At 65.0% G+C, this 25,391-nt stretch carries 20 protein-coding genes; 11 read left to right on the forward strand and 9 right to left on the reverse strand.

Annotated elements, in window-relative coordinates; translation table 11 throughout:
- Window positions 1-137: 137 nt before the first annotated feature.
- Both ON40_RS41115 and ON40_RS50835 read left to right on the forward strand, forming a co-directional pair.
- On the forward strand, window positions 138-986 hold the full coding sequence (locus tag ON40_RS41115; RefSeq protein WP_040831032.1) for an SDR family NAD(P)-dependent oxidoreductase: 849 nt from the start codon (window positions 138-140) through the stop codon (window positions 984-986).
- 54 nt (window positions 987-1,040) lie between these two features.
- Window positions 1,041-1,928, forward strand: coding sequence for an FAS1-like dehydratase domain-containing protein (locus ON40_RS50835; protein WP_083896321.1), 888 nt, complete (start codon window positions 1,041-1,043; stop codon window positions 1,926-1,928).
- A gap of 22 nt (window positions 1,929-1,950) precedes the next feature.
- Here the strand turns inward: ON40_RS50835 and ON40_RS41125 are convergent, their stop codons facing one another.
- Both ON40_RS41125 and ON40_RS41130 read right to left on the reverse strand, forming a co-directional pair.
- Window positions 1,951-2,781 (reverse strand): mycofactocin-coupled SDR family oxidoreductase, encoded by an 831-nt coding sequence (locus ON40_RS41125; RefSeq protein ID WP_040831033.1) that lies wholly within the window; start codon window positions 2,779-2,781, stop codon window positions 1,951-1,953.
- Between the two features lie 115 nt (window positions 2,782-2,896).
- Window positions 2,897-3,511, reverse strand: coding sequence for a TetR/AcrR family transcriptional regulator (locus ON40_RS41130; protein ID WP_040831034.1), 615 nt, complete (start codon window positions 3,509-3,511; stop codon window positions 2,897-2,899).
- A gap of 219 nt (window positions 3,512-3,730) precedes the next feature.
- Here ON40_RS41130 and ON40_RS41135 point away from each other — a divergent pair, with 219 nt between their 5' ends.
- From ON40_RS41135 to ON40_RS41145, 3 genes are all read left to right on the forward strand, one after another.
- The gene (locus tag ON40_RS41135) at window positions 3,731-5,194 is read left to right on the forward strand and encodes an aldehyde dehydrogenase family protein (RefSeq protein ID WP_040831035.1); all 1,464 of its coding nucleotides are present in this window, start codon (window positions 3,731-3,733) and stop codon (window positions 5,192-5,194) included.
- A 70-nt stretch (window positions 5,195-5,264) separates the two neighbouring features.
- Window positions 5,265-7,739, forward strand: a complete 2,475-nt coding sequence (locus ON40_RS41140; RefSeq protein ID WP_245568216.1) for a CaiB/BaiF CoA transferase family protein — start codon at window positions 5,265-5,267, stop codon at window positions 7,737-7,739.
- Between the two features lie 100 nt (window positions 7,740-7,839).
- Window positions 7,840-9,357, forward strand: coding sequence for an AMP-binding protein (locus tag ON40_RS41145; protein ID WP_083896322.1), 1,518 nt, complete (start codon window positions 7,840-7,842; stop codon window positions 9,355-9,357).
- A gap of 125 nt (window positions 9,358-9,482) precedes the next feature.
- Here ON40_RS41145 and ON40_RS41150 read toward each other — a convergent pair whose 3' ends face one another.
- Entirely contained in the window at window positions 9,483-10,436 is a 954-nt protein-coding gene (locus tag ON40_RS41150) for an aldo/keto reductase (RefSeq protein ID WP_040831038.1), read from the reverse strand.
- Between the two features lie 83 nt (window positions 10,437-10,519).
- On the opposite strand from ON40_RS41150, the gene ON40_RS41155 reads away from it, so the two are divergent.
- On the forward strand, window positions 10,520-11,137 hold the full coding sequence (locus tag ON40_RS41155; RefSeq protein WP_040831040.1) for a TetR family transcriptional regulator: 618 nt from the start codon (window positions 10,520-10,522) through the stop codon (window positions 11,135-11,137).
- Window positions 11,138-11,271: 134 nt separating this feature from the next.
- On the opposite strand, the gene ON40_RS41160 is transcribed toward ON40_RS41155, so the two are convergent.
- From ON40_RS41160 to ON40_RS41185, 6 genes are all read right to left on the reverse strand, one after another.
- Window positions 11,272-12,501 carry a CaiB/BaiF CoA transferase family protein gene (locus tag ON40_RS41160; protein WP_040831131.1) on the reverse strand — a complete coding sequence of 410 codons (1,230 nt, stop codon included), beginning with the start codon at window positions 12,499-12,501 and terminating at the stop codon, window positions 11,272-11,274.
- Window positions 12,502-12,534: 33 nt separating this feature from the next.
- Window positions 12,535-14,181 (reverse strand): thiolase C-terminal domain-containing protein, encoded by a 1,647-nt coding sequence (locus ON40_RS41165; protein ID WP_040831042.1) that lies wholly within the window; start codon window positions 14,179-14,181, stop codon window positions 12,535-12,537.
- A 58-nt stretch (window positions 14,182-14,239) separates the two neighbouring features.
- Window positions 14,240-14,476 carry a hypothetical protein gene (locus ON40_RS41170; RefSeq protein ID WP_040831045.1) on the reverse strand — a complete coding sequence of 79 codons (237 nt, stop codon included), beginning with the start codon at window positions 14,474-14,476 and terminating at the stop codon, window positions 14,240-14,242.
- Window positions 14,477-14,490: 14 nt separating this feature from the next.
- Entirely contained in the window at window positions 14,491-15,681 is a 1,191-nt protein-coding gene (locus ON40_RS41175; protein WP_040831047.1) for an amidohydrolase family protein, read from the reverse strand.
- Window positions 15,682-15,845: 164 nt separating this feature from the next.
- The gene (locus ON40_RS41180) at window positions 15,846-16,661 is read right to left on the reverse strand and encodes a FadR/GntR family transcriptional regulator (protein ID WP_169541996.1); all 816 of its coding nucleotides are present in this window, start codon (window positions 16,659-16,661) and stop codon (window positions 15,846-15,848) included.
- Between the two features lie 160 nt (window positions 16,662-16,821).
- The gene (locus ON40_RS41185; RefSeq protein ID WP_040831048.1) at window positions 16,822-17,718 is read right to left on the reverse strand and encodes a LysR family transcriptional regulator; all 897 of its coding nucleotides are present in this window, start codon (window positions 17,716-17,718) and stop codon (window positions 16,822-16,824) included.
- 383 nt (window positions 17,719-18,101) lie between these two features.
- Between ON40_RS41185 and ON40_RS41190 the strand changes: the two genes are divergently transcribed.
- From ON40_RS41190 to ON40_RS41210, 5 genes are all read left to right on the forward strand, one after another.
- A complete protein-coding gene (locus ON40_RS41190; protein WP_040831050.1) occupies window positions 18,102-19,760 on the forward strand; it encodes an alpha-keto acid decarboxylase family protein in 1,659 nt (552 codons plus the stop codon).
- Between the two features lie 91 nt (window positions 19,761-19,851).
- The gene (locus ON40_RS41195) at window positions 19,852-21,276 is read left to right on the forward strand and encodes an aldehyde dehydrogenase family protein (protein WP_245568217.1); all 1,425 of its coding nucleotides are present in this window, start codon (window positions 19,852-19,854) and stop codon (window positions 21,274-21,276) included.
- A 64-nt stretch (window positions 21,277-21,340) separates the two neighbouring features.
- Window positions 21,341-22,117: an enoyl-CoA hydratase/isomerase family protein gene (locus tag ON40_RS41200; RefSeq protein ID WP_040831052.1), complete on the forward strand. Its 777-nt coding sequence runs from the start codon at window positions 21,341-21,343 to the stop codon at window positions 22,115-22,117.
- Between the two features lie 35 nt (window positions 22,118-22,152).
- Entirely contained in the window at window positions 22,153-24,270 is a 2,118-nt protein-coding gene (locus ON40_RS41205) for an acetate--CoA ligase family protein (RefSeq protein WP_169541997.1), read from the forward strand.
- A complete protein-coding gene (locus ON40_RS41210) occupies window positions 24,270-25,391 on the forward strand; it encodes a hydroxymethylglutaryl-CoA lyase-like TIM-barrel protein (protein ID WP_040831055.1) in 1,122 nt (373 codons plus the stop codon). Before ON40_RS41205 ends, ON40_RS41210 begins: the two co-directional genes overlap by 1 nt.

Raw genomic sequence — 25,391 nt, forward strand, 5'->3', positions numbered from 1 at the left:
ATTGTTGGTCGCTCAGGTAAGGCCGCATCTCCGATGCTCGGCTACATCCGGCTGTACTAAGTAGTCTTATATGACATAGTGATCTATCTCTAGCCTGTCGGCTCGTCTTCGTGAGGATGTGACTACACGTGTGTGCGATGCAGATCGACCTGTCCGGTCAGGTAGCAGTGGTCACCGGCGCGGGAGGTGGTATCGGGCGTGGAATCGCTGTCGCACTGGCTCGCGCCGGGGCGGATCTTGTTCTCGCGGAAATCGATCCGGATCGAGGAAAGCAGACTTCCGAGATCATCGACGCACTTGGCCGCACCGCGATCGTCGTCCGGACCGACGTGATGAACACCGACGACGTCCGCGCCGCTGTCGCGCGGGCAGACGAGAATTTCGGCCGACTCGACATTCTCGTGAACAACGCAGGCGGCGTCCGGGGTGGAAGGTTCGTCGAGCAGAGCGAACGGAGCTGGCGGCGCCACATCGACATCAACCTGGTCAGCATGCTCGCCGGGACCTCGGCGGCCGTCCCGCTGATGGTGCGCGGCGGCCAGGGGGGATCGATCGTGAACGTCAGCAGTATCGAGGGCACCCGGGCGGCACCGATGTTCGCGGTCTACGCCGCCTGCAAGGCCGGCATGCTCAGCTTTACGCGGACGATGGCGCTGGAACTCGCCGAACACGGCATCCGCGTCAATGCGATCAATCCGGATCAGACCATCACGCCGGGCAATCACGGTCAGCGCAGCGGGCCGATCGATGAAGCGGCGTTCGCGCGGCGCGACACGGGAGAACAGGCGGCACTCGACCGATACATACCCCTCGGGCGTGAAGGCGTCATCGAGGAGTGCGGGTCGGCAGCGGCATTCCTGTGCTCACCGCTGGCCGGGTACATCACCGGCGCGGCTCTTCCCGTGGACGGTGGAACCTGGGCCGCAAGTGGATGGAGCAGCAACGTCGGCGGCGGCTGGAATCTGGGCGAGTTCGCCATCAGCTGACGTCGCCCGCGCCGATGACGACCCGCCACGAAGGAGAACCACGACTTGTCGACGATGCCCATAGAACGCGGAAAGATTCGAGAGTACGCACTGGCCACCGGCAATGCGCGTAGCGAGTACCTCGAGGACGACAGAGCCCCCATACCGCCGACTTTCCTTGCCACCGTGGTGTTCTGGGAGGATCTGCTCGCCGTGTACGAGACACCCGAAGCGACGTGCGCCTGGAACGATCTGAAGTTGGAACGGGACGTACGGAATCTGCTGTCACTGGAGCAGGAGTACATCTTCCACGGTCCTGTCCCGCGAGCGGGGGACGTTCTGGAGACTTCCGTCCGTTTCATCGGGCTCGAGGTGAAACAGGCCAGGAGCGGACCGCTGACGTTGGCGCGTTTCATGGTGGCGTTCCGCGATCGAACGCACGAGTTGCGAGCTGAATGCCTATACACCTCAGCGTATCTCAGCGTTCCCGCAGGACGCGGACCTGAGTCGACAGTGAAGCGGGAGAGTGCACCGATCGCTGCTCGTGTGGAGACACCACTGGGACCGCATGCAGTCGGTGCGCGGTTCGCGCCCAGGCGATTCGGCCCGGTCACGATGACGGACATCGTGCGGTATCAGGGTGCGAGCGGCGATATGAACCCCATGCACCACGATGACGAACTGGCGCGGTCGGCCGGGTACCCGGCGGCATTCAGTGTCGGCATGCTCGGCGCCGGATATCTCGGAACCTACTGCACGGAGGCGTTCGGGGTCGACACCGTGCGGCGCTTCCGAACGCGTTTTCGGAAGGTCGTGTACCGCGGGGAAACTCTCACTGCCACTGCGGAAGTACTCCGGGAATTCGATTCACACGGCGAAGCGAGAGCCGAGGTTCGGATGAGCTTGACCGACGGCAGCGGGGCAGTCGTCGTCGACGGCACCGCCGAGTTCGCGACGCGGTGACCCCGCTCCCGCCGAGCCTCGGTCAGCGGATGGAGAAGCCGGCGTCCACCGGCAGGGAGACGCCGGTGATCCATTTCGCCTGATCGGAAACCAGGAATGCGATGGCGTCGGAGATGTCGCCCGGCTGCAGGATCGCGATCGGCATCGCATTCTGCATCTGCGAGATGGAGTTGTCGCCGCCCGCGGCTGCCTCCTGGGCGAGCCGGGCCATCGCTTCGTTCATCGTCATGCCCGACGCGACGCCGGCCGGGTGCACGATGTTGACTCGGATCGAGTGCTCGGCCAGCGAGGCGGCGTACTGCTTGCAGATGCCGACCAGACCCCATTTGGAGGCGGTGTAGGCCAGTGCGGCGGGATTCAGGCTCGCGGTCGGGCGCACGCCTGCCGTCGACCCGGTGAACACGATCGAACCGCCTCGGCCGCCGGAAATAATATGTGGCACAGCGGCATTCACGACATGGAAGCCGCCGCTCAGATTGGTCGACACCACGTCCTGCCAGATCTGCGCGTAATCGTCGGGCCCGTCGCTGAGCCGGACGATGCCCGCATTGGACAGCACGATATCGATCCGCCCGAATGCCTCGTGGCCCTGGTCCACGGCCTTGCGGGTAGCGGCGGCATCGCGAACGTCGGTCTCGAACGCGACGATCCGGCGGCCGAGCGCCTCGACCTGCGCAACGGTTTCCTTCAGGTCCGCGGATGAGGCATTGGGGTAGTCCATCGTGGCGATATTCGCGCAGATGTCGAGGGCGATGATGTCGGCTCCCTCGCTCGCCAGACGCACCGCGTGGGAGCGGCCCTGTCCTCGTGCGGCTCCTGTGATCAGGGCGACTTTGCCTGCGAGACCGGTCATGGTGGTCCTCCGTCTGATCGACACGGGTTCACGGCGGGAGGGGCCCCGTGTACGGGGTGGGAACGTATGCCGCGCATACGTGACGAAGTTAACCCACTGAGTTAGCTATGTGCAATCACTTCTTCGTCGGTCGAGCGGAGCGGACGATAACATCGACGAGCGGGCCGACGTGCTCGCCGGGGTATGCGCGGGCGTGGTCCCGCTCGTCCTGTGTGCGGGAGAGCGTATGCATCAGCACGGCGCCGAACAGGGACTCGATCAACGGTTCATGCGCGGTGTCCGCGCTCATCTCGCCGCGCTCCACGGCCCGGGTGAACGCTCCCGCCGCGGCCGTGCGCAGCGATCTCACGATGCGCTGCTGGAATGGCTGTAGATCGGTGAAATCGGCGGTGACGTCGATGGTGATCCGCAGCGTCGCCCAGCCGATCGGATCCAGGAAGTGCTCCAGTAGCGCGGTAGCCAGCGCCGTCAAATCGCCGGTCAGCGAGCCGGTGTCGACGTTGACGCGCAGGGTCAGTGCCACCGATTCGACGCTGTCGAGCAGCAGTTGTTCCTTGTTCGCCCAACGCAGGTACAGTGCGGATTTCCCGACGCCGGCGCGCCGGGCGACGCCCTGCATCGTGAATGCGCCCCATCCCAGCTGAGCGTATTCGAGCAGCGCCGCGGTCATCAGCTTCTCGTCGAGTTCGGGGTCGCGCGGGCGTCCGAGCGGTGTGGTTTGCCGACTCATGTGATCTCACTCCTCGGGGTGACTGTCCGCGCGTTCGTCTCGGATCAACCAATCACAGTGCACCGCCGGGGAGGTCGGGCGGTGTCCACAATTTTGCTACTTGCAGACACTTGGAGTCCGTAATACAGTGTGAGCTGCACAACATAGGTAACTAAGATGGCGTTGTTGCATCAACCCGTTTCACCCCATCTGATCGCAGCGAAGCGAAGTGACGAATCCATGACCAGTCAGGTAATCGACACGACCAGGCCCACCGTGCACCTCCGCATCGGCATCGAGCGGATCGCGACGGGATCTGGTGGGGTGCACGAGCACGTCAACGCCGTCGACGGCACGGTGGACGCGCGGATTCCGCTGGCAGGTCCAGCCGAGGTCGACCGAGCGGCCCGCACTGCGCACAATGCCTTCGCCACCTGGCGTCGCACCCGGCCGGCCGAGCGGCGGCAGATGCTGACCAGGCTCGCCGATCTGATCGAGGCCAACGCCGAAGAGTTCGCCCGCCTGGGCGCGCTCGACAACGGCACCCCCATTCCGGTCGTGGCCGGTCTGGTCGCGACGTCGATCGAGTGGACGCGGTATTACGCGGGCTGGGCCGACAAGCTCACCTCCGAGGTGACCGGCTCGTTCGGCCCGGACGGCGAGCTCTCCTATTCGCTCGGCCAGCCGTACGGCGTGATCGGTGTGATCATCACCTGGAACGGCCCGCTGATCTCGCTCGCGATGAAGATTCCCGCCGCGTTGGCGGCGGGAAATACGGTGGTGGTCAAGCCCTCCGAGCTGACTCCGTTCACGGCCGAGCTGTTCGCGGACCTCGTCGAGCAAGCCGGCATACCGGCCGGTGTGGTCAACATCCTGCCCGGTGCGCCCGAAGCCGGTGCGGCGCTCGTCGAACATCCGCTGGTCAAGAAGGTGACCTTTACCGGCGGCCCGGACACCGCGCGCAAGATCCTGCACAGCTGTGCCGATCTGATGAAGCCATCGGTGCTCGAACTCGGCGGCAAATCGGCCAATATCGTGTTCGCGGACGCTGACCTCGACCAGGCCTGCTCGCACGGCACGATGATGTCCATCGGCGCGCTCAGCGGCCAGGGCTGCGCGCTTCCCACTCGAATGTTGGTGCAGGACAACATCTATGAGGAGATGATCGGCCGAGTCAAGGCATTCGCCGAATTCATCACCGTCGGGGATCCGCTGGCCGAGGGGACCGTGTCCGGGCCCGTGGTCAACGAGACGGCTCTGCATCGGATCCTGGGCATGATCGAGCGCGCCCAGGCCGACGGCGCCCGTCTGGTCACCGGCGGTCACCGGGTCGAAGGGGCGCTGGCCGACGGTTTCTTCCTCGAGCCGACCGTATTCGCCGATGTCGACCCGCAATCCGAACTCGCGCAGAAAGAGGTGTTCGGTCCGGTGCTGGCCATCACCCCGTTCGCGACCGAGCAGGAGGCGATCGAGATCGCCAACAGCAGCGAGTACGGCCTGTCCGGCTACATCCAGACCAACGATCTGCGCCGCGCGCACCGCGTGGCGGAGGAACTGGTCACCGGCGAGGTGCTCATCAACGGCGCGATGAACCTCGGTGTCAATCGCGCGTTCGGTGGCATCGGCCTCAGCGGTCTCGGCAAGGAAGGCGGCCGCCAGGGAATCGAGGAGTTCCTGCGGCTCAAGAACATCGCCATCGCTTGATCTTTCGCCGCGCCCACGGGCAAGGCGTGGCACTGCGGTGCCGACCAGTTTTGTGACGAAAGGATTCACCGTGACGACAGGACCGGACCAGGCGAAGAGCTCGGGTCCCCTCGCGGACCTGGTGGTCGTCGATCTCTCGACCACGCTGCCCGGCGCGCAGGCGAGTCAGTTTCTGGCCGACTGCGGTGCGGACGTCATCATGGTCGAGCCGCCCGGCGGCAGCGATCTGCGCGATCTTCCGGGCTGGCCCGGTCTGTTGCGGGGCAAGCGCAGCATCACCCTGGACCTGCACGCCGAGGACGGCCTCGCGACACTGCGCGCGCTGCTGAGCACCGCGGATGTGCTGATCACGACGATGCGGCCGACCTCGGCGACCCGGATCGGGCTCACCCCGGAGGCGCTGGGCGAGAAGTATCCACGGCTGATCTGGGCATCGATCACCGGCTGGGGGAGTACCGGTCCGTGGAAGGACTACAAGGGCTGGGAAGGCCTCGTCATGGCCAAGACCGGGGTCATGTTCGAGAAACGGCAATTGACCACTCGGCCCGGCCCGGCCTTCGTCACCGCGCCCTACGCCTCGTTCGGAGCGTCGCAGGCCGCGGTGCACGGTATCCTCGCCGCGCTGCTCGAGCGCATGTCCAGTGGGCGCGGGCAGGCCGTGGAGTCCAATCTGGTGACCGGTATGGCCGCGATGGATCCCTACAACTGGTTCTACGAGATGGTCCTGGAGCGCTACCCGGACGCGTTCAGCCCGATGGACGTGGCCTACGACGACGCCGGGCGCCCACAGGCGTATCTGATCTACGCCCTGCTGATCGCGGCGACCAAGGATGGTCGCTGGCTGCAGTTCGCGCAGACCGCGCCACGGTTGATGCAGGCATGGCTGACCGAACTCGATCTGGTGAGGGAATTGGCCGACCCCAAGTGGACCGGCTTCCCGATGCTGCCGACCGCCGAACTCCGGACGGAATTCTGGCAGATGATGCTCGATCGGGTAGGCGCCCGCACATTCGAGGAATGGCAGCAGGTCTTCGAGACCAACGACGACATCAGTGCCGAGGCCTTCCGCACCCCCGACGAGGCATTGGACCACCCGCAGGTCGTCGCGGAGGGCCGAGTCGCCACGGTCGACAACCCCGGGATCGGCCCCGTGCGGCAACCATCGACCCTGATCCATGCCGACGGAAAACCGCTGACGCCGCTGCGCCCGGCGCCGCTGCCGGGTCAGCACGACGACGAGGTGCGGGCCACCATCGCCGCTGCCGCGGCCGCGGCCGCACCGGCAGCCGGGACTCCCGCACCGGACGAGTTGCCGCTGCGCGGGGTGACGGTCCTCGAATTCGGCACCATGTTCGCCGGCCCCTACGGTGCGACGGTGCTCGGCGACCTCGGGGCCAGGGTGATCAAGATCGAACCGGTCGACGGCGACAATATCCGCAACCTGGTGGCCTTCCCCGAGGCCGGTGGTGCAAAGGTGTTGCAGGGCAAGGAAAGTGTGGCGATCAACCTCACCAGTCCCGCCGGACTCGAACTCGTCCACGAGCTGGTCAAGCGCAGTGACGTTGTGCTGCAATGCTTCCGGGGCGCGGCCGCCGAACGTGCGCAGATCGACGAGGCCACGCTGAAGGCGATCAATCCGGATATCGTGTATCTGAGCACCCCGGGATACGGCGTCGAGGGCCCGTACGCGGCCCGCCCGGCCTATGCACCCTCGGTGGGCGCGGCAACCGGCCTGTCGGCCGTGGACGGTCGCGACGCCACGAACACACCGAGCGACGCGGACGCGTTGCGCGCCGGAGCCCGGACCCTGCACGCTGCCGGTGCGGTGCCGGCCGTCCAGTCCGACGGCATCGCCGCATTGGGCGTGGCCTCGGCGATATTGGTGGGCTTGTACGCCAAGCGCAACGGAGTCGAACTCGCCAACATGGTCACCACCATGTTGGGCACCGTGCACCAGGCTCTGATCTCCTACAACACCAGCTACAAGGGCCGGCCGGAGATCGCCGTCGCGGATGCGCAGTTCTACGGACTCGGCGCGCTCTACCGGATGTACCAGGCCGCCGACGGCTGGGTATTCCTGGCCGCACCACTGCCGCATGAATGGGAGACGCTGGTGAAGGCGTTGTCACCGTATGTCGATCTGGCCTCCGACACGCGGTTCTCGACCCCGCAGGGGCGCGGTGACAACGACACCGCCCTTGCGCGGGTACTCGCGGATGTGTTCGCGGGCAAGGGGAAACAGCAGTGGGAGGACGAACTCGCGGCTCTCGACATGGGTTGTGTGGCGATCCTCGAACGCAACTCCGAGTCGGCGCTGCAGTCCGATCCGTTCTTCGAGGCCGGGTACAGCGTGGAGGCGGTGAGCCCGATCTTCGACGAGCACCGTCGGCTGGCCCCGCTGACCCGCTTCTCGCGTTCGCGCACCAAGGCCGATGCGGGCTGCACCATCGGGCAGCACACCCGCGCGGTGCTGGGCGAGATCGGTGTGGGCCAGGAGCGTATCGCCGAGCTGCTCGAGCTCGGAGTCATCGCCTGCGACAATTGAATTGGTGAGCCGATGCCGGCGTCTGCCCTTTCGTGCATCCGGACGCCGGCCCGCTCCTGAAGCATGAGAAGAAAGAGAACCCGGATTGTCTGCCGCATCGATGTTCGTATCCAAGGTGACCGATCCGGCATCGGTGTTGCCGGTTCACCTGCGTTCTCGCGCTCTCGCGGAGCCGGACCGGCCGTTCCTCCACGAGGTGACCGGAGCCCACGCCACCTACGGTGCGACGTGGGAGGGGGTGCGTGGCTGGGCGGAGTATCTACGCACCCTCGGGGTGGTGCCGGGCGTGCGGGTAGCGACGCTGCTGCCGCCGTCGATCGATGCGGCGATGATCTGGATCGCCCTCGGTTGCCTGGGTGCGGTGGAGGTTCCGGTCAACCCGGAGCTGAAGGGGACGTTCCTCGAACATGTCCTCGACGACGCCGCGCCGGTGTTGTGCCTGGCCCGGCCGGAATTCGTCGACCACGTCCGAAATACCCGACCGGCCTTGACAGTTCGTGCTGTCGAGCGTGGTGAGTGGCGGAACTTGGCCGCGGCCACCATCGAATTCGATTCGCCGACCGCACCGGCCGACATCGCCTGCGTGATCTACACCTCCGGCAGTACGGGACCGGCCAAGGGGGTGATGCTCGACTGGGCCCAGTTCGCCACCATGGCCGACCGAATTCCCTTGGGGCCGAACGATATAGCCTACAACTGCCATCCGATGTTCCATGTCACCGGACGTAGTCCGCTGGTGGCGATGTGCGCCACCGGGGGCCAGGTCGTCTTCCGGGAGCGGTTCTCGGCGAAGGCCACCCTGGACGACGTACGCGAGTTCGGTTGCACCACAGGGACTCTCCTGTCCGCGCTGCTGCTCGCGCTACCGCCGCGCGCGGACGATGCGGACAACCCGCTCGAGGCCGTTTTCGCCGGCCACAACGTCGCTCTCGCCGCCGAATTCGCCCAGCGATTCGGTGTGCGGTGCTACGACCTGTACGGCTCCACGGAAGTGGGTTTCCCTCTGGTGCTGAGTGATCCACCCGATCTCGAACACACGTGGTGTGGTCGCGTGCGCGACGGCTATCGGGCCCAGGTCGTCGACGAGAACGGCCGGCCGGTCGCCGACGGTGTTCCCGGCGAGCTCTGGATCCGGCCCGACGACCGGCGCATGATCATGGTCGGCTATCTCAACCAGCCGGACGCGACCGCCCGGGCGCTGGCCGGCGGCTGGTACCACACGGGCGATATCGTCATCCGTCACCCGGACGGCAATTTCGAATTCCGCCACCGAGCCGGCGACACCATTCGCCGGCTGGGCGAGAACATCTCGACCACCGCCGTCGAGGCCGTCATCGACGAGCATCCGCAACTGGTCGCATGCGCGGTCATCGGTGTGCCCGATACCGTTGCAGGACAGGAGATCCTGATCGCGGCAGAGGTCATCGAGAACAGCATTCTGGACGAACCGGCACTATATGACTGGATGACCAGCCGCCTGCCCAAGCATGCGTTGCCGAAGTATTTGACCCTGACCGACACGCTACCTCGCACACCGACCAACAAGATCCTCAAGACCGGGCTACTCGACACCATCGACTTGAGCAACACGTGGAGTCCGCCCGTACGCAGTCGCTGAACGTCGGTCGGCCGTTGGTCGTGGATGTTTCGAGTGGGCGTCGATGAAGCGATCGGTTGCCGGAACGACGAAGGGCCGCACCGGTAATTCGGTGCGGCCCTTCGTCGTTCCAGGGCCCAGGGCGGTCAGGCCCAGTTCGAGGGTGTGCCGCGGCCACCGTGCCCGCCGGTGGGCGCGATCTCGGCGATGCGCGCCAGATCGGCCTGGGTGAGAGTCAGGTCGGCGGCGGCGTTGTTCTCAGCGACGCGTTTCGGGTTGCGCGAGCCCGGGATCGGGACGATGTAGTCCTTCTGCGTGAGTAGCCACGCCAGCGCCAGCTGCGGCAGGGTTGCGCCTTTGGCGGCTGCGAACTCGGTGAGCTGTTCGACGATTTTCAGGTTGTCGTCGAAGTTTTCGGGTTTCCACCACGGCAGCCGGGCCCGGAAGTCACCTTGCTCGTAGCGGTCGACGGGCTGGACTGCGCCGGTGAGGAATCCGCGGGCCAGGGGGGAGTAGGCGACGAACCCGATGCCGAGTTCCTCGAGCACCGGCAGCAGCGTTTCCACATCCAGAGCGAATATCGAGTACTCGGTCTGCAACGCGGTGATCGGGTGCACCGCGTGCGCGCGGCGGATGGTGTCCGGTCCGGCTTCGGACAGGCCGAGGTACTTCACCTTGCCGGCATCGACGAACTCGGCCATCGTGCCGATGACATCCTCGATCGGCACGTCGGGGTCGACGCGGTGCTGATACAGCAGGTCGATGGCATCGACGTCGAGGTTGCGCAGGCTGTTGTCGACGACCTCGCGGATGTGTTCCGGGCGGGAGTCGGTACCGAACTCGCGGGTGAATCCGAACTTGGTGGCGATCACCACCTCGTCGCGGAACGGTTTCACCGCCTGGCCGAGGAGTCGTTCACCTTCGCCCCATCCGTACATCTCGGCGGTGTCGAAGAAGTTCACTCCCGACTCGTGGGCTCGTTGTATCGCGGCGATGGACTGCTGGTCGTCGCTGGCGCCGTAGCCGACCACCGTGCCCATCGAGCCATAGCCGAGGGACGAGACGGCTAATCCCTGTTGTCCGAGTGTGCGCTGTTCCATTCAGCGGCCCCTATCCCATGAATTGTCATTCTATGTCTCTTGTGACAGTAGCTGCCATCTATGGCAATCGTACACTTGTCGGCATGGCTCGACACGGCACCCGGGAACCGATGAACATGCGCGATGTGGCCCGTGACGCCGTGCGCGCCCGGGTCGCCGACTACGCCCTCGATCTGTTCGTCGAGCACGGCTTCGACAACACAACCGTCGACGACATCGCCGACGCAGCTGGGATCTCACCGCGGAGTTTCTTCCGCTACTTCGCTACCAAGGAAGACGTCGTCATCGAAGATCCCGTCGCAAACGGCCGGACTCTCGCCGACGCGTTGGCTGTCCGGCCTGCCGGCGAGGATCCGTGGGACTCGATGCGGGTGACCCTGCAGGCTCTTGTGGCCGGCGGTTCGGATCCTGAATCACGTCGGGGACTGCGCACCATGCGGGTCGTGTTCGGCAGCGCCACGCTGCGCGCGCGGAACCTGGAAAAACACCTCACCTGGGCCCAGATGATCACGCCACTGGCCGAACAACGTTTCGATGGCGATCCCGCCGAACGGCGCTTTCGCGCACAGACTCTCATTCACGGCGCCTTCACCTGTTTCGATGTCGCGCTGGCCGAATGGGTTGCGCGAGACGGTGCTACACCTCTGGCTGAACTACTCGACATCGCCTTCGATGAACTACACCCGCCCGTGCCCCGCTGACGAGCTACGGCAGCACCCGGTCTTCTGTAACTCTGCCGTCGTTCGCTCGCGAGGAGTAGAGACCCGAACCGGGTTCGTCAGCGGATTGAACCAGTTCACGGAAGCCGTTGTCAGGCAGTCGGATTAGTTGGCTGCTATGTGACGGCACCGGCGATCTTCAGCGCGATGAGCTGGTCGTCGTCCAGTCCGATCTCTCGCAGCACGTCGTCGGTGTGTTCGGCGAACTGTGGGGCGCGGGTCATGTGAACCGGCTGGTTGTCGAACTTGACCGGATTGGCGACGAGCTTGCGTTGGGCGCCGTCGGCGTCGATGATCTCGGTGATGCGCCCGTTGGCGATGAGGGCCGGATCGTTGGCGATATCCCAGCCGTCCTGCACCGGTGCCCACTGTCCGGTCATCTTCTCGAACTCGCTCAGCCAGTGCGCGTAGGGGAATTTCGCGATGGTGGCCGCGATCTCGTTCGCCACCAGGTCCTTTGCGGCGGTGATCTTTTCCATCGTGTCGAATCGGGAGTCGCCGACCAGATCGGTGCGGCCGAGGATGTCGAAGAACTCGTCCCAGTATCGAGTGGGCTGCAGCATGGACAGCTGGATCCAGCGTCCGTCGTAAGTGCGGTACGTGCCGGTCAGTGGGTTTCCGGGGCCCGCGGTGGTCCGGTCGGCCTTGGGCTGCGGGCGGCCGTTCAGCATCGCCAGGTTGACGCTGAACTGGGTCGCCCAGGCGCCGACCGCCAGCAGGGACACATCTATCTCGGACGGCTCGCCGGTGACCTTGCGCCCGTACAGCGCTGCCGCGATTCCGCCTGCAATGGTCATGCCGCCGATATTGTCGCCGTAGGCGCCTGCGGGCATGAAGGCTACCGAGTCCGCGTTCGACGGGGTGACGCCGTATGCACTGCCACCGCGGGCCCAGAATGCTGTCGCGTCATAGGCTCCGTTCTCCGAATCCGGTCCCTCGCTTCCGAATCCGCTGCCCGCGACGTAGATGATGTCGGGGTTGATCTTGCGGATCTCCTCGACTGTGATGCCCAAGTGGCGGCGAGCCTTGGGCAGGAAGTTGGTCAGGAACACGTCACTGCGCCGAACCAGTTCCTCCAGTACCGGCCGGGCCTCGGGCTTGTCGAGCGCGAGGCCGATACTGCGCTTGCTTCGATTGGGGCCCTCCATGATCGGCGCGAACGAGGAGCCTTCTCTGCCGGCGTCGAGGCCCAGGACGCGGACCAGGCCGCGCTGGGCGTCGCCGGTCTCGGCGTGTTCGACCTTGATGACATCGGCGCCCCAGTCGGCCAGGACCGCGCCCGCGGCCGGGACGAAGGTGAACTGGGCGACCTCGAGAATTCGGACGCCTTCCATCGGACGGTGCATCATGTGCTCCTTGTAGAACTGTGAATCGTGGAATCAACTGTTGTGCAACAGGATTGCACCGGATGGGACGCCACCGCCCGCGGTGACGACCGCGACCCGCGCATCGGTGACCTGGCGCCCGTGGGCTTGCCCGCGCAGTTGCAGCACCGCTTCCCGGAAGAATCCGTAGCCGTGCGTGCGTCCGGCGGAGAGCTGGCCGCCGTGCGGGTTGAGCGGCAGCCGACCGCCCAGCGCGATGGCACTGCCGTCCCCGATGAACTCGCGTGCACCGCCGAACTCGCAGAAGCCCAGGCCCTCGAGCCAGGACAGGGCGTTGAAGGTGAAGCCGTCGTAGAGCAGTGCCACATCGACGTTCTCGGGCCGCAGATCGGTGCGGCTCCACAGGTGCGCGGCGGGTCCCAGCGACTGGGGCATATGGGTGAGGGTGCCCTGGTCCCAGGACAGCGTCTCCATGATCTGGGTGCCGACGGCCTCGACGAATACCGGGGGTGCGGCGAGGTCGGCCGCGGTGTCGGCTGCGGAGACGATCACCGCGACCGCGCCGTCCACGGGAACATCGCAGTCATAGAGCCCGAAGGGACTGGACACCATGCGCGCCGACAGGTAGTCGTCCAGGGTTATCGGATCCCGGTATACCGCTTCGGGATTGAGCCAGGCATGGGTGCGGGCATTGACCGCGATCCGCCCGAGGACCTCGCGGTCGCCGCCGTATCGGTGGAAGTAGTGCGAGGCCTGGCAGGCGATCCAGTTGGCGGCCGACATCGCCCCGAACGGCAGCCGCCACTCCATCATTCCCGTAGCCCGGCCCGGCCCGTCGTGCCAGCGTCCCGCACGCTGCAGCGCTTGATGGCTGGATTCCCATACCGTCCGGAAACACAGCACGTGCCGGCACAGCCCGGAGGCCACCGCGAGCATCGCTGCGATGATCGAGCCGTTCTGACCGGGCAGGTCTCCGCCGCCATTGACCCAGGTGGGGCGAATGCGCAAGGCTTCCTCGATCGGCATGATGCCGCCCTCGGACATGCCACCCGGCGCACCGCCGGGATAGGTGGACAATCCGTCGATATCGTCGATGGTGAGCCCGGCGTCGGCTACGGCCTCCAGGCAGGCGTCGACGGTCAGCGAGATCGGATCGACCATCAGTCGGCGCCCGATCCGAGACTGCCCTACGCCGGTGATCGCGACCTTGTCCTCGAACTTGTGGGCCGAGGCCATCGGGCGCAGTCTGGATCGATAATTCTCCGGTTCGGGTACCGGCCCGTCGTCCGCCGCCTCCGGGTCGGGTTCGAACAGTGGCAGCCACACATCCTCGGCCGCCTGCTCGAAGCGGACCCGTACCCGCATGCCCACCCGCACCTCGGCGGGATCGCAGCCGACGATGTTGGTCGTCAACCGGACTGCCGAATCTTCCTGTAGCGCAACGATTGCCACCACATACGGCGGTGGCAGCGTGGGCAGCCACTGCTGGCTGTTCACGGTGAACCCGACTACCGTCGCGTGGCCGGACACCGGTTCCATGCCAACGTCACGACCATGGCAGTGCGGGCAGATCGCGCGCTGAGGGTGCGTCCAGCGGGCGCACGTGTGGCAGTGCGCGATCCGCAGCACGCCCTGGGCGCCCGATGCCCAGAACTCGGCGCTGGCCAAGCTGGGTTGGGGGAGTGGACGTCTGGTTGTCACGGGTGGTGCTCCTGTGCGAAGAGGTGGGCCGATCGGGCGGGCGGCGTGGGGACGGCGGTCAGAGATCGCGGGAATGTCGCAGCCGGTCGCGGGCGGCCACCATGGCATCGAGTCGGCGCTGCAGGTCGGCGCGGGATGCGATGGCGTCGGCAGGAGTTTCACCGCGGTCGATCCGTACGAGGCGGTCGCGTTCGGCGGCGATCTCGCCGTCGAGAAGTGACCGCGCCAGATCCTTGGTCAGCAGGTCCTGGTCCACCCAGTCGTCCTGGGGGAGCTGTTCGATCGGCTCTTGCATACTGATGCCTCGGTTCAGGCGCGCGGGAAGTCGAACAGCTTGCGAGCGTTGAGCTCGACCATCTTGTGTACCTCGTCGTCGGGCACGTCGATCATCATGTCGTGCACGACCTTTCGGCTGTTGGGCCAGTTGGAGTCCGAGTGCGGGTAATCGCACTCCCAGGTGATGTTGTCGATGCCGACCTTGTCCCGGTGTTCGACACCGAACTGATCGTCGATGAAGCAACCGAAGATGTGCTCGGTGAACAGTTCCGACGGCCGGACAGTCTGGTTGATGTTCTGGTAGTAGCGATGCTTCTCCCAGGTCAGATCCATCCGTTCGAGCATGTAGGGGACCCAGCCGATACCGCCTTCCGACAAGGCGAACTTCAGGCCGGGGTGCTTGTGGAACACCGGGGAGAACAGCAGATCGGCGCAGGCGGACATGGAGTTGGTGCCGAACAGCGAAATCATCACGGCCATGGGGGCTTCCGCCGCCGTGACCGGCGCCTTACCGGAGGTGCCGAAGTGTACGCACAGCGGCTGTCCGGTCTCCACCGCCGCGGCGAACACCGGATCCCAGTGATCGGTGTGAAAAGACGGCAACCCCAACGGAACCGGGTTCTCGGGAAAGGAAATAGCCTTGGCGCCTTTGGCGGCCGCGCGATAGATCTCGCGAACCGATGCCTCGACCGACCACAGCGGCAGGATCACCATCGGAATCAAGCGATCCGGTGCGGTGGGGCACCATTCGTCCAGGATGTAGTCGTTCCAGGCCTGCACCGACAGCAGTGCCAGCTCCCGATCCTCCCCCTCGAGGAAGACCGTACCGGCGAAGCGAGGGAACGACGGGAAAGACAGCGCCGCCTGCACGCCGTCGATGTCCATATCCGCGACCCGCGCGACGGGGTCGTAGCAGCCGGGCAGCATATCGGAGTAGCGCGTGGGGTCGACGCCGTACTCTTCCGGCTTCTTCCCGGCGACGGCGTTGAGGCCGATGTAGGGGTAGATGCGTCCCTCGTACTCCCAGACCTGAGCGAGTCTGGTGCCCACGTTGCCGATCGCCTTGTTGCCGTCACCGACGTGGATCGCCCGGGGGAGTTCCTTCTCGACGATGCGCGGTCCCCGCTCGTGGAACTTCGTCGGCAGTCGGTCGGTCCAGAGCTTGGGATGCTCGATCAGATGGTCGTCGGTGGAGATCAGTTGCATGTGATCTTGAAGCGGCATGGAAACGCTCCTACTGTCAGAACAGTTGAACTTATTTATCTATGTTGGCGATGAGGATAGCATGCGAGTGTTGTCTACGTCACGGTGTAGTGCGGTGAGAGTTTTGCCGGAATTGTCGATCGGCAGTGAAATGCCTGGCCAACAGGTGGCGAGTGCGGTGAGAGTCAGCCGAACAAGGTGATGGGCTGGTCCGAATCCTGATCATCGGAGATGAGATCTGCGGACCGGGTCAGATGGGCTCGCCAGTGCCGTTCGGCGCCTTCGCCATTGCGGGCTCGGACCAGAGTCAGGAGCGTCTCGTAGTCCTCGACTGTCAGCGGTATGAAGGTGTTGGGAGGCGGCGTGGCGGTGCGAGTCCGGCTGCGTTCGATGCCGACCTGTCGATGAAAGGCGAGCACGTCCCGCAGTGCCATCGCCTGTGCTCCCAAAGTCTTGTTGCCGCAATGCAATGCGATGAGGTCGTGAAATTCGGCGGTCCGAGTCACCCACCGCTCGAACTCGGCCGGGGACTCGATGCCGTGTTCCACCATCGCTCGCTGGATATCGACGCACGACTGCAGCGCCGCGAGGCCTTCGGCGGTGCATCGCTGCGCGAGCAGCCGGGCGCAGATCGGCTCGAACTCGGCACGAGCCTCGAGTATGTCGACCAGGGTGGTTCCCCGGGTCTGCAGGTAGAGCCCGATCTGACGCGACGCGACGCTGAGATCGGGCAATCGAGCCTGCGGTCCGCCGCGGGAGCCGGGCAGGACCTGAATCAGTCCTTCGTTCTCGAGGATGCGGAAGGCTTCGCGCAGGGTCGGCCTGGACACTGCGAAGTCCACCATCAGGACCTTTTCGGAGGGGAGCATCTCGCCGGGGGCGATGTCCCCACGGACGATCCGGCCACGTAGTTGCTGTGCGATCACATCGGCGACCTTGGGTGCCCGCACCGAGTCGGCAATTCGGCCGGTGCGCCTGGTTTCCTGCTCGTCGCCCTTCACCACGGCAACTCTAGTCAGTGTGAGCGCCGTGACCGCCGGACGCGGGGCAGTTCAGGCGTGGTATCAGCCCGCGAACGGTTCTCGGCGAAGGCCACCATGGACGACGTACGCGAGTTCGGTTGCACCGCAGGGACTCTCCTTGCGGCGCTCCCGGGCCGTTCTATGGCTGCGCGCGAAGGCCTTTGAGTGCCAACTCGGTGAACGCGGTGGCGGCTGGTGACACCCCTACGCGTCTGTGCAGCAAGACGATAGGGGATTGTCGCCGGGGAGTCAGCGTGCGGACCGTCACCATCTGCTCGACATTGCCGGGCAGACCACCTCGTAGGGTGAACATGGCTCCGACGCCACCGCGGACCAATTCGACGCTGGTCTCGTGATGGCCGCTCTCGGCGGCCACAACCACATCTATGCCACTTTCGGTGAACATGGCGTCCAAGGCGATCCGTGCACGCGCACCTGCCGGCGGCAGTATCAGCGGAAGCTGCGTCGCTTCCGCCAGTGTGATGGGTTCCGTGGTTTTGCCCTGTGGCGAGGTTTGTGGAACAAGCACCACGCTGTCCTCGACGGCCACGGGATGCTGTACGAGATTGTTGGCATACTCCGGTGTGTCGCTCATTCGTGCGAACCCAATGTCGCACGCTCCGGAGGACACCATCGAATGCATGGCTTCCTCGTCGCTGGGCGCCTTGATTCGCAGCACGACGCTCGGATACTCGGCGCGAAAAGCTGACATGATATTCGCCGCTTCGGTGGTGAACGATCGCATCCCCGCGATGGTCAGTGTTCCCGTGAGAACACCGTGCAGGGCGTCCACGGTGGCGCGAGTGTTCTCCACGGCGCCGAGTACCTGGCGAGCGGACTTGATCAAGACCTCGCCGGCACCGGTCAATGCGACTCCACGCGAGGAACGCTGAAAGAGTTCGGTCCGGAATTCGACCTCGAGCTGTCCGATTATCTGCGACAGTCGCGGCTGGGAAAGCTGAAGCGCTTGGGCTGCCCGGGTGAAGGACCCGCGCTCGGCCACTTCTACGAAGCAGGTCAGATCCTGGATCTCCATGTTCCCGCCGTTCCGATGGTTCCCGGTGCTATCGGCTTCACCGATGTGCAGTAGAAGATACACCGATGACTTGTTTGGAGAAACCCTGATATATGGGGAACAACCTTCGAAGGTATAAGAAAAAGCAATACCTATCAGGTGGTTGACTTATATAACGAACTCGTGGTGTGATCGTTTCATCGGCAGGTGGCTCCACTACTCGGATGGATGTGTGGGGCGTCCGGCACCGTGTTTCCGGTCGTCGGCTCCGACCTCGATCTCGATGGCCCGCACGGAGGTGAGCTTCTCGTCCGCAGGCAGGTCATCGCCTTCGACGCACTCCGACCATTCAGCACAGAACGTCTCGGACCGCACTGTCCGCCGAGACGACAGGAGAAGTTCTCATGTCCAATGACTTCCTCGTCGGCCACTACCTTCTGCAGCGCCTGCGTGAATTGGGGATCAGCGAAGTCTTCGGTGTGCCAGGGGACTACGTACTCGAATTCATCGACCAGATCTCGCACGACCCCGACATGTCCTGGGTCGGCAACTGCAACGAGCTCAACGCCGCGTACGCCGCCGACGGGTACGCACGGGTGAAGGGTGCCGCCGCGTTCGTGGTGACATCGGGCGTCGGTGACCTGGGCGCGGCCGGTGGGGTCGGTGGATCGTACGCGGAAAACGTTCCCACCGTTCTTATCTCGGGGCTCCCCGGATCGGGAAACAGGTGGACGGGTCGGCCTGCGATGCACCACAGTCTCGGAGATGGCGACTTCAGCCGGTTTCAGCGCATGTTCTCCGAGATCACCGTGGCGCAGACGGTCCTGTCGGCCGACAACGCGGCGGCGGAGATCGATCGAGTGCTACGCGAGGCGTGGGTGCGGAAACGGCCGGTCTTCCTTGCCCTTCCCGATGATGTGGCCGTGGCCCCCGTGGCGAGACCGGACCGCGAGCTGGATTTGTCCCCGCCCGCCTGCGATCCGGTCGAGCTGTCGGAGTGGGCAGACAAGGTCGGCAGCGCACTGCACGCGGCCGAATCGCCGGTCGTCCTCGTGGACAGTGGTGTCCGTCAACACGGATTCACCGCGGAGGTGGGTGAGTGGCTCTCGCGTACGGGTCTGCCGTGGGCGACGACCTGGGCGGCGAACTTCGACCTCGACAAGCGGATACCGGGTTATCTAGGAACCTATTTCGGTTCTGCCGCCAAGGTTCCCGCGGTCGCGCAGGTCGACAATGCCGACGTGCTGATCCGGATCGGGCTTCGCCTGGACGAATTCAGTGGCGGCAAGGCCAACCCGGACTATCGCGGACCCGAGGTGATCGACATCGACCCGGTTAGGTCGGTGTTGCATACGGGTAGTTATTCCGCACTCCCGATGAGCGCCATGGTCACCGCGTTGGGCGAACAGCGCCTCGGTCGTCCGCGCCGGAGACACTCCGCGCCCACTCGCCGTGCGGTTCGGTCGTTCGATGTCGAGCCCGGCCGGACGTTGGTGCAGGACCGGCTCTGGAACCGGCTCGGTCTGTGCCTCCGAGAAGGGGACACGGTCGTCGTCGATACCGGCACCGGCAATGTCGGTATCCGTTCCGCGCCGATACCCGACGGTGTCACGGTGCTGACCCAGAATGCCTGGGCGTCGATCGGCTGGTCCGTGCCTGCGTTGCTCGGCGCTCAGCACGCAAATCCGACCGGTCGTCACATCCTGGTAGTCGGCGACGGGGCGCTCGCGCTCACCGTGCAAGAGATCTCCACGATGCTGACCTCCGGGCACGCACCGTTGATCGTCGTCTTGAACAACGGCGGATACCTCGTCGAGGATTTCGCGGGCGGTCGGAAGATGGCGTGCAACGACATCTGGGTGTGGCACTACGACCGTATTCCGCAGGTTTTCGACGGCCTCGGCAAGCACAAACCGCTGGGTCTGCGGGTGCGCACCGAGGACGACCTCGAGCGGGCGCTGTCGGAGGCGGAGCAGGCATACATCGATGGCCGGTTGGCTCTTCTGGAGATCGTGCTCGATCGCGACGACGCGCCCCGGCAGATGCGTGGCTTCGCCAAGTAGAGCGCCGTGTGCGCCGCTGGCGAATCGGATGATCGCGCAATTACTTCCCACCCTTCTTGCCCGCAACGGTATTGCTACAGGAGAAATCTCGGTGATCGACAACAACCACACCGGACCGAAGCATCATGGCCACTGGATCGGCGGTGCGGAAGTCGAGACCGGTGGCGAGCGAATAGTCTCCACTCGCCCCGGGACACAGGACGTGGTCTGCACGATCGCGGCCGGGAACGAGGCCATAGTGGACCGGGCGGTCGAGGACGCTCGGACGGCATGGCCGCAGTGGCGTGACCGCAGTCCGGCAGAGCGTGGCCGGATTCTCGCCGACGTCGCAGTGGCGCTGCGGGAATCGATCGACCTCCTTGCCGGGTACGAAGCGGCCGAAACCGGAAAACCCAGCGCCCACACGCCCCGTGAGGTGCAGGCGGCGATCTCCTATTTCGACTTCTACGCGGGTCTGGTCCACCTCCCGTCCGGTGAGTTGTTCGATCTCGGGGCGTCCGTGCACAGCTACGTGCGCCGGGAACCCTATGGGGTCGTCGCGATCATCACGCCCTGGAATGCGCCACTCGGCCAGGCGACTCGCGGTGTAGCGCCCGCCCTTGCCGCCGGCAACACCGTCGTGATCAAACCATCCGAGTTCACGTCGGCCAGCACGCTCGAGATGGCCCGCATCATGGTCGAGGCCGGTCTGCCGGCCGGTGTCTGCAACGTGGTGACCGGGACCGGTCAGGATGCCGGACGACCATTGGTCTCACACGAGTTGGTTCGCAAAGTTGCCTTCACCGGTTCGTTGCGGATCGGTCGTGAGATCGGCAGGACGGCCGGGCAACGAATCATCCCCGCGACATTGGAACTCGGTGGCAAGTCACCCAATCTCGTGTTCGCCGATGCCGATATCGACGCGGCCGTCGCGGGGGTGGTCAAGGCTTTCACGACCAACGCGGGACAGCACTGTGCGGGTGGAACGCGACTCTTGGTCGACGCGGATATCCATGACGAATTCGTGGCGAGACTGGTGGCGGCGACCGCCGCGATCACGCCGGGAGTGCACTACGGATCGCAGACGACCGAGGCGCAATTCGCGAAAGTTCGGCGGTACATCCAGACAGCGGAGGATGAGGGCGCCCGTCTCGTCTGCGGTGGTGGATCCACGACCGAGGGGTGGTACGTCGAGCCGACCATTTTCACCGACGTCACCGTCGGGATGAAGATCGCACAGGAAGAGGTGTTCGGGCCGGTACTGGCCGTGTTGAGGTTCGGCGACGAAGCCGAAGCGCTCCGCATCGCGAACGGCACCGAATATGGCCTGGCCGCCGGTGTTTGGACAAAAGACCTGTCGCGAGCACATCGAATCGCGGCACAACTCGAGGCAGGCCAAGTGTATGTCAACGAATGGAATGCCAGCAGGATGGAAGGCCCCTTCGGCGGATACAAGAACAGCGGCATCGGTCGCGAGAAGGGCGTCGAGGCGCTGCATCACTACACCCAGACCAAATTTGTCACGGTGACGATCTGATGTCGGCCCGGCCACCGGTAACCACCACACCGAAACGATCGCCCTGCCGAACAAGGAGCACGTCGTGGACGAGTTGTTGATCCGCACCGAAGGGCATATCCGGGTGCTGACGCTCAACCGGCCAGAGCGCAAGAACGCCCTGTCGGCGTCATTGTCGGCGCAACTGTGCGACGCGGCCGTCCAGGCCGCCGACGATCCGGAGGTATGGGTCGTCGTCCTGACCGCGACCGGAGACTCCGCCTTCTGCGCCGGCGGTGATCTGAAGGATATGCGCAGCAACGACCGCAACGGAAGGACACAGCGGACACCCACCGATGGGGCCGCACGAATGCTGTTCGAAGTGGTTTCGGAAATCCCCAAACCGACCATCGCCGGAATCAACGGCGCTGCAGTCGGTGGCGGTTTCGAACTCATGCTGTGCTGTGATCTGCGTGTCGCCTCGAGTGCGGCGAAGTTCGGGCTTCCCGAAGCCAAGCGCGGTATGGGAGCAAACTGGGCGACAGTGGTTCTGCCACGCATCATCCCCGCCGCGCGCGCATATCAACTGCTGTACACGGGGGAGTACATCGACGCCGCCCGTGCACTGGACTGGGGACTGGTCAATGCCGTCGTCGATCCCGCCGTGCTCGACCACGAGACGATGGCTATGGCACGCGCGGTCGCGGCGAATGCTCCGGTCTCCCTGCGCCGGATGAAGGAAACAGTCGTCAAATCCAGCACCCTGCCCATCGCGACCGCCGCACGACTGAACGTCGGACCGAACCCATATACCAGCGAAGACCGTAAGGAAGGCGTCGCCGCCTTCGTCGAACGGCGAGAACCGCAGTGGCGGAACCGCTGATGATCCCGGCAACTCGCGAATACCGAAGGAAGACCATGCCGAACGGTCCCGCTCTCGACCTCGATCCACTGTTCCGTCCGAAAACGATCGCCGTGGTGGGCGCCACCAACGACGAAGCCAAGATCGGGTCGCTCATCATCCCGAATCTGCGTTCCTGCGGGTACTCCGGCGTCATCTACCCGGTCAATCCCTCCGGAAGCGAGGTCGCCGGACTGAAATGCGTTGCCTCGCCAGCGGACCTACCCCCCGATGTCGATGTCGCCTATATTCTGGTGCCGGCCCATCGGGCCGTCGACGCTGCCCGCGGTTGCGCCGACAACGGCGTGAAGTTCGCCATCATCAGTGCGGCAGGATTCGCCGAATCCGGAACGATCGAAGGCGCCGAACGGCAGGAGGCGCTCGCAAAGATCGTCCGTGACACCGGAATGCGGATCATCGGTCCGAACTGCAACGGTATCTACAACGCCAACGATGGTGTCTCCATTGGTTTCAACGCCTCGCACAGTTCGCCGATCCAGTCCGGCCCGCTCGCGCTGATATCGCACAGCGGGGCACTGTTCGATGCCCTGGCACGACGCGCACGATCCGCGGGCCTGGGCCTGTCGAAGTTCGTCTCCGTGGGGAACGAGGCCGATCTGGACCTGCTCGATTACCTCGCGTACCTCATCGACGACCGCGCTACCGAAGTGATCGGATTGGTCGTCGACGCGATACCGGACGGAGACCGTTTCCGTCAGTTGGTCCGTACCGCCCGCCAGGCCGGAAAGCAGATCATCGCACTGAAATTCGGCCAGTCTGCGGTCGGAGCCGTTGCTTCCCAAGCGCATTCGAGCCGACTGGCCGGCGGACCACGCGCCACCGACGCGCTGCTCGACATGTTGGGTGTGGTCCGCGTGACGACAGTGGAGTCGCTGATCTGTGCCGGTGCGATGGTCGTGGCGGCGCCGAAAAGTCTTGGCCGGCACGGTGTGGCCGGAGTGACGATGTCGGGTGCCGCTGGAGCCATACTCGCCGACGGCGCAGAACGCTATGGACTGCGGATGAGCGAATTCACCGATGCGACACGCGCGGTGTTCGCCGAACAGTCCAGGCTCGCCCGGGTCGTCAATCCCGTCGACCTCGGCGCTATCGGCTCCATGACGAACGCCCAGTCGGTCCTCAACGCGCTCTTTCACGATTCGACCGTCTCGGATGTCGTTGTCACTCCGCACAATACGCGCAGTGCCGTGCAGAACGGCAAAACGGCACAGCGATTCGCCCGGTTGGCGCACGCGGCCGGAAAACGCCTGACCGTCATCGTCCCCGGCGGGCTCGACGAGGGCACCGAAGATGTGTACCGCGAAGGGAACGCCGTCCTGGTCCGCGACACCGATTCGACGCTGCAAGCGCTCGCCGCGATCCACCGCGCGCAGCACGGCGGATCGCAGGACCGTGGCGACGACGAGTCCGCGCCGCCCATGCTTGCCCGGCGTTCGGCGCAGAGGCTGAGGGAACCGGCGGCGATGACCGAACCCGAATGTCTCGACCTACTTGCCGCGGTCGGTGTCCCGACCGTGCAATGCCGCACGCTGCATCAGGTCGCCGATATCGCGACGGCCGGACGCGAACTCGGCTGGCCACTGGTCCTCAAGGGAGCCGTACCGGGAGTGACACACAAATCCGAACTCGGACTGGTCGAGTTGGGTGTCGCCGATGAGACCACCGGCGCACAGGCATTCCACCGGCTGAGTCAGCGCATGGCGTCGGCCGGTGGCGGAGAGATCATCGCCGAGCAGACGATCAGCGGCAGGTTCGAGGCCATCGCGGGAATTTCCACGGACCCCATTCTCGGCCAGTTCGTGCTCCTCGGTATCGGCGGGATCTTCACCGAAGATCTCGACAACGTGGTTCTCATCCCGGCCGACGCGGGCCGGGACCATACCCGCGCGCGCGTCCTCGGCTCCGCTGTCGGCCAGGTGCTCGACAGTGCCCGATGGGCGCTGTCGCCGACCGAGGCGGTTCTCGACATCATCTATCGCCTGCAAACTCTCGCGCGGTCGAGTAAGGGCGCGATCCGCGCACTGGACATCAACCCACTCGTGATCGGTGACGGTACAGCGACCGCCGTCGACGCGGTGATCACCCGCGGGACCGACCTCGAGCGGACGGCGTGATGACCCGAAACTCCGGCGGGTATCCCGCAGTCCACCTGAACGAGGAAGTGATGCGGGAAGGGATGCAGATCGAATCCGCCGACATCTCGGTCGCGGACAAGGTCGCGTTGCTCGACCTGCTGTCCCGGACCGGCCTGAAGTCGATTGTGGTGGGGTCGTTCGTCAGTCCCCGCTACACACCACAAATGGCACAGATCGACGAGATAGTGCAGCGATTCACTCCGGTCGACGGAGTCCGGTACACGGGGCTGGCACTCAACGAGAAAGGACGGCAGCGGGCGGCCGAATTCACTCCGCCGCTGTCGCCTCGGGGCGGGGTGCCGACCCTCAACTGCCATATGTGCGACACGTTCGCACGGCGCAATACCAACTCCTCGCAGGCCGACGAAATAGCCCGGTGGCCAAGAATAGTCGCGGCCGCCACCGCGTCGAATGCACCCGAAGCGGGCATCGCGCTCGGGGCGGTGTGGGGATCGAATTTCACTGGCCCGGTCGCCCTGACCGACAGCATGGCCATGCTTCGCCGACAGTATCGGATGTGGTGCGAGGCCGGGATCGCCGTCACGAGCATCGCTTTGCAAGACCCGATGAGTTGGTGCATGCCCCACCTGGTGGAGCAGCAACTCGAAGCTGTGCTTTCCGAGTGGCCCGGTATCACGAGGGTGCACCTGCATCTGCACAATGCGCGCGGTATGGCCCTGCCCTCGATCTATGCGGCATTGCGAACACTGGATGCCACCCACACGCTCTCCCTCGACACGACCGCCGGCGGTATCGGCGGCTGCCCCTACTGCGGGAACGGCCGCGCCACCGGTATGGCGGCCACAGAAGATGTCGTGTCGATGCTGGAGGCGATGGGGATCGACACCGGAGTCGATCTCGATCGGCTGATCGAGGTGGTGTGGAAACTCGAACGCATCCTGGGCCGCCCCACGCCCGGATGCGTCGCACATGCGGGACCGCGACCCGGACCGGACGAACTCTACGATCCCAATCTTCCGTTCGTCGAAACACATGACGAGGCCAGGCATTTCCGTCTCGGGCCGTCTGTAGTCGAGCATCAGCTGCGTCCGTGGAAGCAACCGATCCCGCACCCCAGCAAATCAAGAAGTAAGGATTGA

Origin of the sequence: Nocardia jiangxiensis NBRC 101359, from assembly GCF_000308615.1 — a bacterium.
Taxonomy (GTDB): domain Bacteria; phylum Actinomycetota; class Actinomycetes; order Mycobacteriales; family Mycobacteriaceae; genus Nocardia; species Nocardia jiangxiensis.

Bases quoted from the DNA above. Each gene is read 5' to 3' on its own strand.
- ON40_RS41130 (WP_040831034.1), bottom strand. From the start codon at position 3,511: ATGAGTCGGCAAACCACACCGCTCGGACGCCCGCGCGACCCCGAACTC.
- ON40_RS41185 (WP_040831048.1), bottom strand. From the start codon at position 17,718: ATGGAGATCCAGGATCTGACCTGCTTCGTAGAAGTGGCCGAGCGCGGG.
- ON40_RS41125 (WP_040831033.1), bottom strand. From the start codon at position 2,781: ATGACCGGTCTCGCAGGCAAAGTCGCCCTGATCACAGGAGCCGCACGA.
- ON40_RS41190 (WP_040831050.1), top strand. From the start codon at position 18,102: ATGTCCAATGACTTCCTCGTCGGCCACTACCTTCTGCAGCGCCTGCGT.
- ON40_RS41170 (WP_040831045.1), bottom strand. From the start codon at position 14,476: ATGCAAGAGCCGATCGAACAGCTCCCCCAGGACGACTGGGTGGACCAG.
- ON40_RS41210 (WP_040831055.1), top strand. From the start codon at position 24,270: ATGACCCGAAACTCCGGCGGGTATCCCGCAGTCCACCTGAACGAGGAA.
- ON40_RS41115 (WP_040831032.1), top strand. From the start codon at position 138: ATGCAGATCGACCTGTCCGGTCAGGTAGCAGTGGTCACCGGCGCGGGA.
- ON40_RS41135 (WP_040831035.1), top strand. From the start codon at position 3,731: ATGACCAGTCAGGTAATCGACACGACCAGGCCCACCGTGCACCTCCGC.
- ON40_RS41175 (WP_040831047.1), bottom strand. From the start codon at position 15,681: ATGCCGCTTCAAGATCACATGCAACTGATCTCCACCGACGACCATCTG.
- ON40_RS50835 (WP_083896321.1), top strand. From the start codon at position 1,041: ATGCCCATAGAACGCGGAAAGATTCGAGAGTACGCACTGGCCACCGGC.
- ON40_RS41160 (WP_040831131.1), bottom strand. From the start codon at position 12,501: ATGCACCGTCCGATGGAAGGCGTCCGAATTCTCGAGGTCGCCCAGTTC.
- ON40_RS41145 (WP_083896322.1), top strand. From the start codon at position 7,840: ATGTTCGTATCCAAGGTGACCGATCCGGCATCGGTGTTGCCGGTTCAC.
- ON40_RS41205 (WP_169541997.1), top strand. From the start codon at position 22,153: ATGCCGAACGGTCCCGCTCTCGACCTCGATCCACTGTTCCGTCCGAAA.
- ON40_RS41155 (WP_040831040.1), top strand. From the start codon at position 10,520: ATGGCTCGACACGGCACCCGGGAACCGATGAACATGCGCGATGTGGCC.
- ON40_RS41150 (WP_040831038.1), bottom strand. From the start codon at position 10,436: ATGGAACAGCGCACACTCGGACAACAGGGATTAGCCGTCTCGTCCCTC.